This is a genomic window from Pantoea sp. BL1 (assembly GCF_000963985.1).
Lineage (GTDB): Bacteria > Pseudomonadota > Gammaproteobacteria > Enterobacterales > Enterobacteriaceae > Pantoea > Pantoea rwandensis_B.
In genome coordinates this window covers 65,153-81,312 of sequence record NZ_JZRH01000015.1, presented here as the reverse complement: position 1 = coordinate 81,312, position 16,160 = coordinate 65,153, and the positions used below count along the sequence as shown (strand labels likewise).

Annotated in this window: 17 protein-coding genes; 6 read left to right on the top strand and 11 right to left on the bottom strand. The window is 53.6% G+C overall.

Going from position 1 to position 16,160, the window contains the following annotated elements; genetic code table 11:
• Positions 1-31: 31 nt before the first annotated feature.
• Together VH86_RS09090 and VH86_RS09085 are read right to left on the bottom strand one after the other, a co-directional pair.
• Positions 32-898: a DMT family transporter gene (locus VH86_RS09090; RefSeq protein ID WP_369800320.1), complete on the bottom strand. Its 867-nt coding sequence runs from the start codon at positions 896-898 to the stop codon at positions 32-34.
• 215 nt (positions 899-1,113) lie between these two features.
• Complete coding sequence (locus tag VH86_RS09085; protein WP_045832695.1) at positions 1,114-2,019, bottom strand: LysR family transcriptional regulator; 906 nt, start codon at positions 2,017-2,019, stop codon at positions 1,114-1,116.
• A 131-nt stretch (positions 2,020-2,150) separates the two neighbouring features.
• Here VH86_RS09085 and VH86_RS09080 point away from each other — a divergent pair, with 131 nt between their 5' ends.
• A complete protein-coding gene (locus VH86_RS09080) occupies positions 2,151-2,900 on the top strand; it encodes an SDR family oxidoreductase (RefSeq protein ID WP_045832694.1) in 750 nt (249 codons plus the stop codon).
• 842 nt (positions 2,901-3,742) lie between these two features.
• On the opposite strand, the gene VH86_RS09075 is transcribed toward VH86_RS09080, so the two are convergent.
• The 8 genes from VH86_RS09075 to VH86_RS09040 form a co-directional block, all read right to left on the bottom strand.
• Entirely contained in the window at positions 3,743-4,375 is a 633-nt protein-coding gene (locus tag VH86_RS09075) for a serine-tRNA(Ala) deacylase AlaX (RefSeq protein ID WP_045832693.1), read from the bottom strand.
• Positions 4,376-4,389: 14 nt separating this feature from the next.
• On the bottom strand, positions 4,390-5,310 hold the full coding sequence (locus VH86_RS09070) for a pyridoxal-phosphate dependent enzyme (RefSeq protein WP_197080206.1): 921 nt from the start codon (positions 5,308-5,310) through the stop codon (positions 4,390-4,392).
• Positions 5,297-5,995: a transcriptional regulator gene (locus VH86_RS09065; RefSeq protein ID WP_045832692.1), complete on the bottom strand. Its 699-nt coding sequence runs from the start codon at positions 5,993-5,995 to the stop codon at positions 5,297-5,299. Before VH86_RS09065 ends, VH86_RS09070 begins: the two co-directional genes overlap by 14 nt.
• A 91-nt stretch (positions 5,996-6,086) precedes the next feature.
• Entirely contained in the window at positions 6,087-6,866 is a 780-nt protein-coding gene (locus VH86_RS09060) for a MipA/OmpV family protein (protein WP_045832691.1), read from the bottom strand.
• A gap of 89 nt (positions 6,867-6,955) precedes the next feature.
• A complete protein-coding gene (locus tag VH86_RS09055; RefSeq protein WP_052696592.1) occupies positions 6,956-8,224 on the bottom strand; it encodes a HAMP domain-containing sensor histidine kinase in 1,269 nt (422 codons plus the stop codon).
• The gene (locus VH86_RS09050; protein ID WP_197080205.1) at positions 8,221-8,922 is read right to left on the bottom strand and encodes a winged helix-turn-helix domain-containing protein; all 702 of its coding nucleotides are present in this window, start codon (positions 8,920-8,922) and stop codon (positions 8,221-8,223) included. Before VH86_RS09050 ends, VH86_RS09055 begins: the two co-directional genes overlap by 4 nt.
• A gap of 67 nt (positions 8,923-8,989) precedes the next feature.
• Entirely contained in the window at positions 8,990-9,349 is a 360-nt protein-coding gene (locus VH86_RS09045) for an NUDIX hydrolase (RefSeq protein WP_045832690.1), read from the bottom strand.
• Entirely contained in the window at positions 9,346-9,936 is a 591-nt protein-coding gene (locus VH86_RS09040; RefSeq protein ID WP_045832689.1) for an NUDIX domain-containing protein, read from the bottom strand. Before VH86_RS09040 ends, VH86_RS09045 begins: the two co-directional genes overlap by 4 nt.
• Before the next feature lie 82 nt (positions 9,937-10,018).
• Here VH86_RS09040 and VH86_RS09035 point away from each other — a divergent pair, with 82 nt between their 5' ends.
• The 5 genes from VH86_RS09035 (at position 10,019) to VH86_RS09015 (ending at position 14,737) form a co-directional block, all read left to right on the top strand.
• Positions 10,019-10,768 (top strand): DeoR/GlpR family DNA-binding transcription regulator, encoded by a 750-nt coding sequence (locus VH86_RS09035; RefSeq protein ID WP_045814648.1) that lies wholly within the window; start codon positions 10,019-10,021, stop codon positions 10,766-10,768.
• Positions 10,769-10,922: 154 nt separating this feature from the next.
• The gene (locus VH86_RS09030) at positions 10,923-11,813 is read left to right on the top strand and encodes an oxidoreductase (RefSeq protein ID WP_045832688.1); all 891 of its coding nucleotides are present in this window, start codon (positions 10,923-10,925) and stop codon (positions 11,811-11,813) included.
• 169 nt (positions 11,814-11,982) lie between these two features.
• Positions 11,983-12,954, top strand: a complete 972-nt coding sequence (locus VH86_RS09025; RefSeq protein ID WP_231647180.1) for an ABC transporter substrate-binding protein — start codon at positions 11,983-11,985, stop codon at positions 12,952-12,954.
• Position 12,955: 1 nt separating this feature from the next.
• Complete coding sequence (locus tag VH86_RS09020) at positions 12,956-13,978, top strand: iron ABC transporter permease (RefSeq protein ID WP_045832686.1); 1,023 nt, start codon at positions 12,956-12,958, stop codon at positions 13,976-13,978.
• A gap of 3 nt (positions 13,979-13,981) precedes the next feature.
• Positions 13,982-14,737, top strand: coding sequence for an ABC transporter ATP-binding protein (locus VH86_RS09015; protein WP_045832685.1), 756 nt, complete (start codon positions 13,982-13,984; stop codon positions 14,735-14,737).
• A 253-nt stretch (positions 14,738-14,990) separates the two neighbouring features.
• On the opposite strand, the gene VH86_RS09010 is transcribed toward VH86_RS09015, so the two are convergent.
• Complete coding sequence (locus VH86_RS09010; RefSeq protein ID WP_045832684.1) at positions 14,991-16,160, bottom strand: dihydrodipicolinate synthase family protein; 1,170 nt, start codon at positions 16,158-16,160, stop codon at positions 14,991-14,993.

Genomic DNA, 16,160 nt, shown 5'->3' with positions numbered 1-16,160 from the left:
GCGCATCAAGATTGATGCGCCCTACTCGATCTTAGCCCGAAGTTTTCAGGCGCGGCGCGCGGAATACCAGCATGATGCCAAGCAGAATAGCCAACATTCCCACCATCCCCGACCACGGCAACGCATTACCTAACAGCAGGTAATCCAGCACCGCCGTAATGATCGGGATCAAATAAAACAAACTGGTCACGTTAACGATGCTTCCCGCACTCAGCAGCCGGTAAAGCAGCAGCTGCGCCACCACTGAGATCATCACGCCGAGAAACAGCACGGAGATCCAGAAGTGCAACGTAAAGTCGATATGGAAAGCTTTGATCGGCAGTAACAACGCGCACAGCGCAAGGCTCACCGCGTATTGTAACGGCAGTACCTGTGCGGGATGCTGCGACACTTTTTTCTGCATGATGGCACCAAATGTCATACACAGCAGTGCACCCAACGCGAAGACAATGCCACTCAACGGCAATTGTGATGCTGCCAGACTGCGCCATACCAGTAGAACCAATCCCGCTAAGGCTATCATGAGTCCCAGTAATCGCATGCCCTGCATGCGCCGTTCCACAATACAGAGGGTCAGGATCGGTTGTATGCCCATAATGGTGGCAATCAAACCGGGCGTCACACCCTCGGCCATCGCCTGGAAGTAACACACCGAATAGGCACCAATCAACATGAGTCCAGTGAACATCACCGTTTTTCGGCTGCCTGCATCGGGTAACCAGCGACGTCGAAATAGGCCTACCAGCAATAATGCAGCTAGCGCCACACTGAAGCGCACAATCAATAGCGCGATGGGTGAGGCATTGTCCAAACCAAGGCGTGAGAAGATGGCCGCACTGCCCCACAGCAGCACGAAGCCCGACGTCGCCGCTTGCGACGTCAAAGACGAAGAACTCATCAAAATGCTCCTAAAACAAACGTTGTAAATTTAAGCGTGAAGAATGTCGGTTCTTAGCGAACCACAACGCGTGCAGGAGGCGGTGGAGGACAGCAGATCGCATACAGGCCATGTTCGTATGACGGGGAAAGTGCGGCTGAAAGTGTCATTTACGCAGGCCTGTAGTCAAAATAGGGAGTTCAGAAACAAAAAGTTAACAGATCGCCTCACGCTTGTCATCCATTGAGTCGTGCAGGGAATACTTCACGCAACCATTCGATAAACACCCGTAAACGCTGGGTCAGATGGCGGTTTTGCGGATACACCACGTGAAACGGATAGCTGGCGGGCCGCCAATCCTTCAGTATTTCCACCAGTGCACCTGACGCTAAATCTGTGGCGGCTGCGTATCGGAATGTTTGGATGATACCTAATCCTGCCACCGCCGCCGCCAGATGAGCATTGCTCTCATTAATCCCAATGCGATGCTCGATTTTCATTTCCTGTTTCTCATTACCCTGCAGAAAGCGCAGCGGGAAGGCGCGTCCGCTCTGCGGGGATAAATAGCTAATCCAGCGATGCCCATTTTTAAGCTCTTGCGGATAAGCTGGCACGCCGTAAGTTTTGAGATAAGCGGGTGCCGCGCAGGTGATCATCTCAGCATCACCAAGATGACGCGCCACCAGCGATGAATCACCCAGTGGGCCGCCACGAATGACGCAATCGACATTGTCGCTAATCAGATCCACAGCCCGGTCGGATACGCCAAGATCGAGGCGAATCTCAGGAAATCGCGCAACGAAATCCGGTAGCAGTGGGATGAGTACCTCACGCGCCGTTGAACCCCCAATATCAACACGCAGATATCCGCGCGGCGTTCCATTTACCACATTAAAAGCCCCGTCGATATCTTCTAAGTCACGCACGATACGCAGCGCTTTGTCGTAATAATCTCGTCCTTCAGGCGTGACGGTGACGCGTCGCGTGGTGCGCTGTAACAGGCGCACGCCCAGATGCCCTTCTAACTCCTGCACCAATTTACTCAACGTCGCATTGGGCATATCCAGTGAATCGGCCGCACGGGTGAAGTTCCCCGCTTCCACCACGCGTGCAAACGCCTTTATCGCCAACAGCTGATCCATGATGATTATCCACACACAGGAATAGTGATTTCGATTTTACACCATTTATCGCCAAATCACGCAGGGTTACATTGCCTCCCATGCACTGCAACGCAGTCATCACACACTTAAATCCATTTGGGAGAACACTCATGAACACATCATTAAACGGTAAAATTGCCTTAGTCACCGGCGGCACCAGCGGGATTGGTTTAGCCTCTGCCCAGGCGCTGGCAGCACAGGGCGCTCGCGTGTTTATCACCGGTCGTCGCCAGCCAGAACTGGATGCTGCTGTCACGCTAATCGGTGCACCGGCAACCGGCATTCGCGCTGATGCATCCGTGTTGAGCGATCTGGATGCAGTGTATGCCCAGATTGCGCGCCAGGCGGGTCGGCTCGATATTCTGTTCGCCAATGCTGGCGGCGGCGATATGTTGCCACTGGGCGCGATTACTGAAGAGCACTTCGACCGTATCTTTGGCACCAACGTGCGTGGTGTGCTGTTTACCGTGCAAAAGGCGCTGCCGTTGTTAAGCGACAAAGCCTCGGTCATTTTAACCGCGTCTACCACGTCGATTCAGGGCACAGCAGGATTCAGTGTTTACAGCGCCAGTAAAGCCGCCGTGCGCAACTTTGCCCGTTCATGGGCGCTGGATGTGAAAGATCGCGGAATTCGTGTCAACGTGGTGAGCCCTGGCCCAGTGCGTACGCCGGGTTTGGGCGATTTAGTGCCCGAAGATCAGCGTCAGGGATTGTTCGATGCGTTAGCCGCCCAGGTGCCATTGGGTCGATTGGGTGAACCCGGTGAAATTGGTCAGGTGGTGGCGTTTCTTGCATCCGATGCCTCCAGCTTTGTTAATGCCACCGAACTATTCGTGGATGGTGGCATGGCGCAGGTTTGAGTTGAAAGTTAAGGAAAGACGTCAAGGTTAGGCCCGTTTTCCTGTAGCGAAGTGCGTAATGGATGACGCACTTCATCAGTGCATCGCTCTGAATATAATTACTCCTCTCACCCTTTCGCATCCCGGCAAAAACACACATAATTCAGCGCTCGTGCAGAGCAAAAAAAAATTGAATACGCCATGATGGCTATCAGGCAGCAATGCCATGCTGTCTTTCAATATTGAGGTGTTAATCCCTGATATTGTCTTAACCGGTAAGGAAATCGTGCAGTGAAGTTAAAGACTTATGCGTTTATCATTCTGTCATTTTGCACCGTTTTCGGCGCTCAGGCTGCTACGCGAGTCGAGTTGCTGACAGGGGCGAATAGTATCGATCTTAATCAGGATGGCGTCCCGGATATACTGATCTCAGCCACCTTTGACAATAACACCTCACATCCCAGCCAGACCCTATCTGCGTTCATCAATAAAAACGGCAACGCGTATATTTTACCGGTCCCGGATGATGACGGATTTACCTGGTCAGATTTCCGCCTGGCAGGTTCGTCTGACAAAATTATTGGCTTTGAATTGCATCAGATTCAGGGCGTTTATTACCTGATCCGCGCAATGAAGTTCTCATCAAATCAGGACAATGAAGATCTGACTGAAGCCGCGAAAATAAAATTCTCCCGCTATCGCGTGGCGGAGAGTAGCGAAGAGCCTGGCGCGCCGGTTTTTTATTGGCAGCTGTCTGGCAGCTATACCACCTCACAAACCTATAACGATGTCGATCAGGCTTTCGCACAATTAAAAATAGATGAATTTAAGTATCGCAGTGCAGGCGTTCATGCGCCTGCTCATCAATCCCGCACTTCATACAGCACCGAGAGTTCGCCCTTCTTCGCTTTAACCCGGGTAATCACGATTTCACCCACTTCACTGGTGCGCGGCACATGCGTACCACCGCAGGCATACGGCGTCAATTCGCCCCAACTGACCATTCTGCGTCCGGCGTCATCCCGCAGCACGCGTGCGAGATCCTGCGCCACCAGCGCATCGACACCTTCAGCGATCGCCGATTCATCAACGTTTTGCGGTTCGCCCTGCGGTTTAAAAACAATACGTCCATTGCCGGGACGATGATCACCTTTGTAGCCTAACCAGCCAAACTTCTCTCCGGCATACGCAATCAGATGTCCTGCCGAATGGTAACGTGTGTGCAGCTCACGCAGTGCCGCATCAATGTGGATGCGCACGGTACCCAGCGCCACTTCACGGTCGGTAATATGCAATAACTCACCCTCTTCCTGAATGAGTTGTAACACCCTCGCCTCACCTATCGTGCCTTGGTCAGCAGGTTGCCCGCCGCCTTGCGGATGGAACAGCGTCGCCGCCAGTTGCACACGAAACCGGCCATCTTCCTGCGCTTCACACCGCACCACTTCCGTATCCATCTCCAGCAGATCGCTGAAATAGTAGACTCTTTCCGTCATCTCAACTCCAATTATCACTTAAATGCTTGCAGCACGTTCAAGGTCGTAGTGGAACCGCCGCAGACGATAACCAACAGGTTTTCTACACCCGCTAACGGCAATTTTTGTCCATAAAGCAGTGCCAGCGCTGCACCACATGCCGGTTCCACCAGGGTGCGATGGTCATTAAGAAAAGCCAGGCAGGCATCAACGGCTTCCCTGTCACTGACGCGCGAGGCCAGCACGTCACGGGTTTTACTGACATCAAAGGCGCGCTGGCAGACCTGGCGTGCGCCTAATGACGTCGCAATGCCGCTGAGATGTTTCACGGCAATTGGATGTCCCGCGGCCAGCGCAGCGTGATAAGACGCCATACCCGTGGTTTCTGCGATGTAAATCGGCACATGATGTAATCCTTGCCGTGTTAACCCTTGATCAACCCCTGACAAAAGGCTGCCGCCGCCCACTGAGAGCACCACAGCATCAGGTCGCACACCTTCTTCTACAACTTCATCGATCAGGTTTGCTATGCCCTGCCACAACAACGCATGATCAAAAGGATGGATAAATGCGTCCTGTTCGGCTACCAACGACTGCGCCAGGTGATTAGCTTCCGCCCAGGTTTTACCGTGAACGATCACCTCCGCCCCTTCCAGTGTCAGCAGATGTAGCGCATGTTGAGACGTCGACTCCGGGACCACAACCACTGCAGGTACACCGAGTTGACGGCTCGCATAGGCCACCGCCAAACCGGCGTTTCCCCCCGATGAAGAGATAAATCGCTTTACTCCGCGCGCAGCATGCTGCTGACAGGCAAACCCGATACCGCGGATTTTGAAGGAACCGGAAGGCTGCATCGCTTCCATCTTCAGCCACACGCGGGTTTTATTGAGTTGGCTGAGTGGCAAAGATTCCAGCAACGGCGTTTTAATGCTTAGCAACTCAGCTGTTTTCATTTTTGATTTCATCCAGATAGTTGTAGATGGTGTAACGCGTGACGCCGAGCGCCGCTGCGGCTTTTTCCACTCCACCTTTCATCAGAAACAGTCCCTTCTCCTGCATATGCTTCACCGCGAGCAGATTGGCCCGTTTGATGTCATTGCGATTGTTTCCGTGATGTAGTGCAGAAGTCGTGTTGATGATTTCGCTCATCAGATGTTCGATGGTGTCCGGGCTTTCCGCTGCCGGTTCGACTTCTGAGGCCTGCACCTCAGGTTGACACATTGCAGTCATGGATTGCAGCACGCGCAGCGCCTGCTCAATATCTGCGTTATCGACGTTGATGCAGAGTGCAGCAAAAGGCACACCGTATCGGTCACGATAAATAGCAGTGCTGCTACGAAGCGGCTTGCCCTCGCGGGTAAAGGTGGGGTAATCCAGTAATAAGGAAATGGCTTCATCTTTGCGCTCCATCGCGCTGATAAATGCCCTGTCGGTGCGTAATCCGGCTAATACCGAATCACCCCGCTTACGTCTCGTCACTTCTGCATTGACGATCTCAGCAATCGAATATTCAGGCTGACGCAGATCGTGCAGCACGACTTCGGTATTACGCTGGATCACACTGCCGATGACCTTTACCGCGCCAGCCAGCATGCGCATTATGTCGGCAACATATTGCTCGTCTGTAATTGAAGACATCTGGGCACCATTAATTCTACATTTTGTAGAAAAATAGCATTGCAGATATCATTGATCAACTTTTTGTTGACCAATAATTCTATCACTCTTGTTAAAACCGCCATGCCAGAAATAAAACACCGGTTAACTGGCTGGCTTGCTGAGTGACCGGACTATCGGCTGCGTCGTCCTGCAGTCGTTGTGCAGTGACGCGCGCGCCTAACAGCCAGGAAGGCGTCACGACATAATCCATGCCGACATCCCAGCCAATCTTCTCAATTCCGGCATCCGCAGTGTAACGTGACAGACCGCTGCGCTCGGACTGCGCTGCCGTGACACCGTATTGAGTTTGTAAATAATCACTGTCCGCCCAACTCAACGTCGGGCCAGTGTAGAGCCGCAGATTTTCCACGGGATGCCACTGCAGATGGGCATACGAGGCAAGTTTAAAACCCTGTTGGTTGCCGCCAACATCCTGAGTGGCAATGATGCTGCCTTTGAACCAGGAGTTTTCGTAAGTGGCTGAAGTGAAGGCACGCGGCGTAACATCAATATCACCCAGCCCGTGCAGGTGGTCATCATCGGATTCCTTACGGGGTGAGATGTCTGTCCCTGCGCCTAGCGCAAATGTCCAGTGTTCGGTTTTCACGACATCCCAGCCGAGGGCAACCAGATCATCGACCCCGCCGACAAAGAGCGGGCCGTAAGCCAGTTTGAACGCGGGGATGAACTCGGTTTTAGTGTCTTTGGCACCCGAGTAATTTGGTTTCTCGCCAACACCGCCTCCTATGTAGCCAGAAAACTCAGGGCTATCGTCTGCGGCTACAGCGGACATCGACGTTAAAGAGAGCAGGCAAAACAGCGTCACAGGTTGAGCCAGAGTGAAGCGCATCAAATTCATCCTTTGGTTGCAAGAGGGCGTAAGTTAAGCCCGTTGATTGCAACACTCCCTTGTAAATCCTGTTTTTATCCCCGGTAAAGTTATGTAACAGCGAGCGGAATTCGCACTTTAAAGCAGGCTCCGCCCCCGGCTCGATTCCTCAGCGTAATACTGCCCGCATGGTATACGGCGATGGAGCGGACTAAGGCGAGGCCCAGCCCGGAGCCGTTGCCCTTTCGGCTTAGCCGGAAGAACGGCTCAAACACCTGCGCATGATCTGCTTCAGGAATACCTGGCCCACGGTCTTTCACTTGTAGGATAAAGTGCCCCTCACCGTCGTCATTGAGTTCGACCCGAATATCACGTCCGGCGTAATGCAGCGCGTTTTCGATCAAATTGCGCAGGAGACGGCGCAGCAAGCGCGCATCGACTTCGGCAACAATATGTACGGCGGTCAATTCAACCTGAACACGCGCGCACTCTTCAGCAGCAATGGCGGTCACATCGACACGTTTAAGCTCACCGTTGATCACATTGGGCGATAACTCCAGGCGACTTAACGTCATAATTTCTTCTACCAGTGCATCCAATTCCGCCACGCTGCGTTGTAATTCACGTCCTGGCGCTGAATCATTTTGCTCTAACAGCGCTGCTGCCATCTGAATTCGCATCAAAGGCGAGCGGAGTTCATGCGAAGCATTGGCCAACATGGTTTTCTGCGATTGCACCAGTTGTTCGATTTGGGTGGCTGAACGGTTAAAGCTCTCCGCTAACTGCGCGACTTCGTCTCGTCCTGCGACAGGCATACGTGTCCGAAGATCCCCTTTCCCCAACAATTCAACACTGCGCTGAAGTGATTCCAGGCGCGCCGTTAAACGCCGGATTACGGGGAAAGAGATCAGTGCAACGCTGGCCGCGAGCATCATCAACATCAGGATAAACACCCACGGCCGTTTTTGTCGGTCGCTACTGAATTGAATGACCAACACGCGTTTATCTTTAAGTTGCCAGACAAATCGCATGCCGTACCAGTCGTCAAACAATCCGCCATGGTCGACACGTTTGGGAAACGCCAGAGGAGGCGTCAGCGGGCGGCTCAATGGTGTGCCATCGGCGGCGAACAGTGCAAAGCGGGTATGCGCGCGGGCAATCCACTGGTCAATGGCGGCAGATTGCGCCGCAGGAGAAGCGGTTGCAGGGGGTAAATTTTTCTCAACTAACTCGGAAAAGGTCGCGAAGGCATCAAGATGACGGTTGTTATCATCACTCCACAACCAGAGTGCAATGGTGCATGCCACCACCAGCAACAGCGCACAGCTGAAGGCAGAAAAGATCTGCAAATGGATGGGTAAATCACTGAGACGCTTCATGCACCAGGCAACGCCGAAAATACGTAGCCGACACCGCGTACGGTGATAATTCGTTTTGGCGCACGGGGATCGTCTTCAATCATTTGCCGGATGCGGCCAATGTGCACGTCAATCGCACGGTCAAAACTCTCATAGCTTTCGCCGCGGACAGATTGCCAAATCTGTTCCCGATTCAAAACCCTGCCAGCATTCCGCGCTAACGAAACCAGCAGGTCGAACTGCAATGAGGTTAGCGAGCAGCTATTCTGATTTAACATCACCGTACGCGCTGCAGTATCAATCTCCAGCGAGCCAGAACGAATCAACCCTGTTTCACGCACTCCGCTGCCCGGCTTGATACGTCGCAGCACTGCACGCATGCGCGCCAGTAATTCACGGGGCTCAAAAGGTTTTGGTAGGTAATCATCTGCACCGACTTCCAGGCCGATAATTCTGTCTGCGGGATCGCCTCGCCCTGTCACCATGATGATGGCGGGTTCATGCAGATACTGGCCGCGAATGTCGCGGCAAAGCGCCAGACCGTCAGCATCACCCAGCATCAGGTCTAACAGCAACACATCAAAAGGGTGCTGTTTCATTTTTAACTGCGCGTCCTGCGAGCTGGCACTGTGTTCAACCTTGAATTCATACTGCGCCAGATACGGCAGAATCATTCCCGCCAGCCTGAGGTCATCTTCAATCAACAGAACCGAGGTCATCGCTCATCACCCAAAGTAGGTACACCGATGAGTTACAGACAGCAGTGTCAGTCGATAAGTTTCCTGCTTATGCCTGTACCGCTGGAATCTCGTTAATATTGCTGAAGATACTCAACCCCAAAGCCTTGCCGACTTGCACATCCTGGTCCGCTCCCGTTGAAGCGCCAGGCATGCGTAAAATGGCATCACAGCTCTGAATAAGACGATGCGCAACGGGATAAAGGAATTCTTCACTGATTTCATCCCCGATTTGCTGTGAACCCGCCGCAGTGGCGAGCGGTAACGCCAGCCATTCACCTATTACCGGGGTATGGCCTTTTTGATAAACCTGCAATGCCATGCGATCGAGATTCTGCATGTTTTGCTCAATCAGTTGCTGGTCACCGTGAGTGCCACTGCGCACCGGACCTGCGATCAGAATCATCATTGCACTTTCTCCTCAAATTGAATGTTTAATGCCAGGTGTTGCAGCAACATGATGGTTTTGGCATCTTCGATTTCACCGTTGCGGATCGCCTCCATGGCGCGTGCGAAAGGCCACTCCAGCACTTCGATATCTTCCCCCTCTTCCTCAAGGCCGCCGCCAGCATGCTTTCGGTCGCCATCGTGATATTCCGCGATAAAGAAAAACAACTTCTCCGTCACCGACCCCGGGCTCATGTAGGCCTCCATCACCTTCTCAATATTTGTGACAGTGTAACCTGTTTCTTCTTCTGCCTCGGCAATGATGCGCGTTTCCGGCGAGGCGTTATCCAGCAAACCGGCTGCGGCCTCGATCAAAAAGCCATCATGCCCATGGATAATGATGGGAAAGCGAAACTGCCGTGTCAGGACGACTGTCTGTTTATGGCGGTTATAAAGTAGGATCACCGCGCCATTGCCACGATCGTAAGCTTCACGGCTTTGCTGTTGCCAACTGCCGTCAGCACGCTGTAAATCGAAGGTGTATTTTTTTAAGGTGTACCAGTTGTCGGATAACAACTGCTCACGAATATTGCGCACTTTATGCTGCATGTTTGGTCTCCCGATGGCTGACAAAACAGACGTTATCATGCATAATCGTGCACATACAAGCAAAAACATGAACGAGAAAATTATGCTCTCCAGTCAACGTAAACAGCAGATATTGACGATTCTTGCCGATGAGCAGCAAGTGATGTCCAGCGAGCTAAGCCAGCGCTTTAACGTCTCTGAGGACTCGATTCGCCGCGACTTAAGGGAGTTAGCCAGTGAGGGATTACTGCAGCGCGTGCACGGAGGTGCACTGCCGGTTTCTGCTGCTATTGCCCCTTTCGAAACACGCAAAAACGTGCAAATCAGTTCTAAGCGCCTGATCGCGCAAAAAGCGGTGCAACTGATTCAACCGGGTCAGGTGGTGATCATCGATGGCGGTACGACCACAGCAGAAATGGTGCAACTGCTGCCCAAAGAACTGGCCTTTACCGTGGTGACCCACAGTCCGAGTATTGCCGTCGCACTGGTTGATTTTCCTTTGGTTGAGGTGATTCTGATTGGCGGCCAACTGTACCGTCACTCGGTGGTCGCCGTGGGATCTGCGGTGATCGAAGCCATTGCGCGCATCAATGCAGACCTGTTTTTTATGGGTGTCACCGGTGTGCACAAAACAGCAGGGTTAACCACCGGTAACTATGAAGAAGCGGGTGTAAAGCGTGCCCTGGCAGCGCGTGCAGCGGAAACGGTGGTGATGGTCTCTAAAGAGAAACTCAACTCAGCATCGGCGTTCGCCATTGGCGATCTGTCACTGGCGAGTACACTGATTGTTGACGGCGAACCTGACGCGGAGATGCAGCACATGCTGCAACAGCAGCAGATCGCCTTGCTGTAAGTTGTCCCTGGCAGCCAAACATGAATCGGTTATTCCACAGCGTCATTTTTAATCTGGCCGATAGTTCGCTCATCATTCGGTCACAATGCCAGGCTGTAATAATGAGTTTTCGCTGACCTTGAGGGCAGCACTGGCTAAACAGGAGAATAGCTGCATGTCTGAGTTTCCAACCATCGCCCTTGTCGGACCCGGCGCCATCGGCACTACTGTGGCTGCCGCGCTGCATGAAATGCATCGCACGCCAACACTGTGCGGACGTACGGCACATACACAATTGCTGTTGCGCCACGAAGACGGTGAGGTTGTGGTGCCTGGCCCGGTGCTGAGCAATCCTGAAGCGATCGCCAGGCCCTTTGATTTGGTGTTTGTGGCGGTCAAAACCACGCAGGTGGCGGAAATTGCCCCCTGGCTGGCGGTATTATGCGATGAGAATACGGTGGTGTGCGCGCTGCAAAATGGCGTGGAGCAAGTTGAACAGTTGTCACCGTTAGTCAATGGCGCAACGGTACTGCCTTCTGTGGTGTGGTTCCCGGCTCAGCGCGAGCCTGATGCATCGGTGTGGTTACGCGCGAAACCACGCCTGACTGTGCCCGACGTCGCGCCCGCACAGCGTATTGTGCAAGCGCTGCAAGACTCGCGCTGTGCAGTCGAATTGGAGGCAGATTTCCTCACCATCGCCTGGCGCAAACTGTTGCAAAACGCCGTCGCGGGTTTGATGGTGTTGGCCAATCGCCGTGCAGGGATGTTTCAGCGCGAAGATATCACCGCGCTGGGTCTGGCCTATTTACGGGAATGTCTGGCGGTGGCGCGTGCTGAAGGGGCCAACCTGAGCGACAACGTGCCGCAGGACATCATGGCTGGCTTTCATCGTGCCCCGGCAGATTTAGGCACCTCGATTCTGGCCGATCGTCAGGCTGATCGCCCGCTTGAGTGGGACATCCGCAATGGCGTGGTACAACGACGCGGCAAAGCACAAGGTATTGCGACCCCGATCAGCGATGTGGTTGTGCCTCTGCTGGCGGCAGGGAGTGATGGTCCGGGTTAAGAACAGCGTGAAATCCGGCATGCGGATTTCACCTTAATAGCGCGAAGCATCGCTATTGGTCGCAGTATCGATTGACATGAGGCCGTTAGGATTGTCATTATGTTACGTTATAACATAACACTTACGGTAAACGATGCGCACTTTTTCAAACCGCCTTTTGGCACTCATAATGGTATTCAGCACTTCCACCGCACTGGCTTCCACCTATCCCCTCAGCATTGAAAACTGCGGTAAAACGGAAACCTTTTCACAACCGCCTGCACGCGTGGTGACCATTGGGCAACATGAAACCGAACTCCTTCTGGCACTTGGCCTGGGAAGCAAAATCGCTGGAACCGCCGTCTGGTTCGGCCCTTTACCGCCTGATTTAGCGCAGGCAGGCAGTGGTCTTAAGCGCCTTGCAGATAACTCGCCGGGATTTGAAGCGGTTGTCGCGCAAAATCCTGACCTGGTATTGGCGCAATATAGCTGGCATGTTGGGCCTCAGGGTGAAGTCGCAACCCGAGAACAATTCGAACAACTTGGCATCAGAACCTGGATTTCACCTGCTGATTGTCAGGGCAAAGCGGTTACGGCTTCCTCAAACGCTGACGGTGCACGCGCTACGCCTTATTCCATTGACGTGATCTATGATGAAATCACCGCGCTGGCCAACCTCTTCGACGTGGCTCAACGTGGTGAGGAATTAAAGAAGACGTTGTCTGCACGCGTCGTTCAGGCGCAACAACAGGCGGCACTACACGCCCGCAAGCCACTTAAGGTGGTGTATTGGTTCTCAAGCACACGCCTTAAAGGCGATCCATGGATCGCAGGCAGCCAGGGTGCCCCGGGCTGGATCACTCAGACACTCGGCCTGCAAAACATTATTGATTCCTCCGACGAATGGCCCGCCGTGAGTTGGGAACATATCGCACAATCTCAGCCCGATATCATCGTCATTGCCAGCATGGAGAGAAGGCTGTATCCAGCAGATGATGTCGCGGTAAAGCAAGCCTTTCTCAAAAGCGATCCCGTCACACGAGAAATGAACGCGGTTAAGCAGGGTCACATCGTAGTCGTACCTGCTATGTCACTCAATCCGTCCCTGCGCAATATCGATGCGGTTGAGCTGATCGGTCAGCAGATGGCCACTTTCAAATAGTATGAGACGCACTTCCCACATTAACATCGGCTTTATTGTCCTGGCGGGCCTGGTCAGCCTGCCAGTGATGATGATCTTCTCATCGAGCATTGGCGATATGCCCATCTCATTGATCGCTACTTTTAAGGCGATCACCAATGGATTGGGGATGACGCATTATGATGTCCCTCCCGTTGAGGCCGTTATTGTCTGGCAATATCGCATGAGTCGGGCCTTCATGGCGGCCTGCAGCGGAGGTGGCTTAGCCCTTTGCGGCCTGGTGTTGCAATCGTTGTTAAGAAACCCGTTGGCGGAACCCTACCTGTTGGGTATCTCTGCGGGTGCTTCCACCGGTGCCGTGATGGTGATGCTGTTGGGTATTGGCAGCGGCGTGTTGACGGTTGGCAGCGGTGCCTTTGCCGGCGCTTGCCTGGCGTTTGGCTTGATTATCTTGCTCTCACGAGGGATGGGGGAAAACACCGGGCGCATCATTTTGGCCGGTATTGCCGGAACACAGCTGTTCAATGCGCTCACGTCTTACATCGTCAGCACATCAGCCAATGCGGAGCAATCGCGTGGTGTGATGTTTTGGCTGTTAGGCAGTTTAAGCGGCGTTCGCTGGCCAGATGCCATTCTCTGCGCCATCGTCATCATCAGCGGATTTGGGGTGATCATGTGCTATGCACGCACGCTGGACACCTTTTCATTTGGCGTCGATGTCTCCGTAACGCTGGGCACGCAGGTCGTGAAAGTACGGATTGTGTTGCTGTTGATCACGGCATTCATCACGGCGGTGATTGTCAGTTCGATTGGGGCGGTGGGGTTTGTCGGATTGGTCATTCCGCACGTGACCCGCATGCTGGTTGGACAGCGACACCTGATCACCCTTCCCGTGACATTCCTGTCGGGCTGCCATTTCATGATCCTTGCCGACTTGATGTCGAGAACGTTGATCGCACATCAGGTTTTACCCATTGGCGTGGTGACGGCATTGGTGGGCGCTCCTGCTTTTGCCTTCCTTCTCTATCAACGAAAGGGCAACTAAACGATGACGATATCGGTCAGTGACCTCAGCGTCCAACTTCAGGCGCGTCGTATCCTCACTGCGGTCTCCTTCGACGCGGCTCAGTCTGCAACCGTAGGTTTGCTTGGCCCGAACGGTTCAGGGAAATCTACCCTGCTGCGTGCACTGGCTGGGCTAATGCCTGATTCGGGGGCGAAGATAACCCTCGGCGAACTGAGGCTGAACCAACTTTCGCGCCATCAACTGGCGCGTAAGCTGGCCTTTGTCCCGCAACATGCCGAGGCCGATGATGAACTCACGGTGATTGACATTATTCGTCTCGGGCGCACACCTCATCGTGGCGCATTCCAGTTCTGGACGGCAGAAGATGCCAGCGCCGTTCACGAGGCGGTGGCGTTAATGCAACTGGAAAATTTGGTCGACCGCTGCTGGCAACGATTATCCGGCGGTGAGCGCCAGCGTTGCCAAATTGCCCGCGCACTGGCGCAAAAACCGGATGTTTTACTGCTGGATGAGCCCGTCAATCACCTGGACATCCAATTCCAGCTTGAATTGATGCGTCTTATCTCTTCGCTGCCAGTGACGGTGGTGATTGCACTTCACGACCTGAATCTGGCGGCAAAATATTGCCAACACCTTGTGGTACTCGATCAGGGTCGTGTGGTTTCGACGGGTAAGCCCAATGCAGTACTCACACCCGAACGCATACACTCAACGTGGCGGGTTCAGGCGCAGATCACGACATCGGCACAGGGTTCGCTCAATATTCAGTACATTTGAGTCAGCGCTTAAAGCCCACTGCCACACAACCATCAGGAAACAGTATGTTCAGTAACAAAATATTCCTGCAATAATGGACTGCCACAATCGTGGTTGCAGTACATACACGCGCGTCACCTACGAGATTATTCGATAGCCGCTGCTATCAAGCCCGCCAATGGCGGGCTTCTTTTCGCTCTAACCGTGTGAATCTTCTTTTTCCGTCAGAAATCCGGACGGCTTAAATAGCATCTCATCACATTAGGCCGATAGGCTAAATACCGTGCATTTTTGCCAGCAGCCACATGCGCTCCGCAGCCACATCCGCGTTATTGAGCAAACCCGCCTCGTCAGCCAGTCTGAATGCTTCAGAGTAGTGCGCCAGACTGCGCGCACTCTGCATGCCACCCAGTAAGGTGAAATGTTTCTGATGGCCATTCAACCACGCGAGGAACACGATACCCGCCTTGTAATACTGCGTGGGCGCCGAGAACAAATGGCGCGCCAGCGGCACTGTCGGAGCCAGTATCCGTTCAAAGGTGGCACGATCGCCCTGTGCTAATGCATGCAGCGCGCTGGTGGCGGCCGGTGCAATGCCGTCGAGAATACCCAGTAGCGCATGTGAGAAGCCCTGCTCATCCCCGGCGATCAATTCGGGATAATTGAAATCATCACCGGTATACATTTTAACGGATGCCGGCAGCTGGCGGCGCATCTCAATTTCTCGATCTTTATCCAGCAGAGAGATTTTTATCCCCTCCACTTTGGCCTCATTCTCGCGAATCACCGCCAGACAGACCTCCATCGCGCTGTGAATTGTCGCGCCGCCCCAGTAGCCGCGTAGCGCTGGATCGAACATATCCCCCAGCCAGTGCAAAATAACCGGTTCACGCACCTGACGTAAAAGAGTGCTGTACACCTTGATGTAGTCATCTGGCCCTTTGGCAATCGCGGCGAGCGCACGACTGGCCATTAAAATAATACGTCCACCACACCCCTCAATCGCCGCGATTTGCTGTTCATACGCGGCAATCACATCCTGCAAGGTCAGCAGGGAAAAATCGGTCAGATGATCGGTGCCCGCACCGCTGGCCACCCGTGCACCAGGGTAAGCCTTCGCTTGCTCCACGCTGCGTTTGATCAGCTCCAGTGCGGTTGGCCAGTCCAGCCCCATGCCGCGTTGGGCGGTATCCATGGCTTCGGCAATGCCTAATCCGAGTGACATCAGATGATGTCGGTATTCCAACGTGCTATCCCAGTCAATTGGCATATCACTCTGCGGATTTTGCATCCGCTGCGGGTCGGCAACCACATGCGCAGCCGCATAGACGTCACGGTTAAATACCGGTTTTGCTGGCACGCTCCAGTGGCGCTCACCCTGCAGGGTGTAACTGTAAGGCTGACCGTTGCGATCCAGTAAACGCACTTTATTGCTCACAGACAT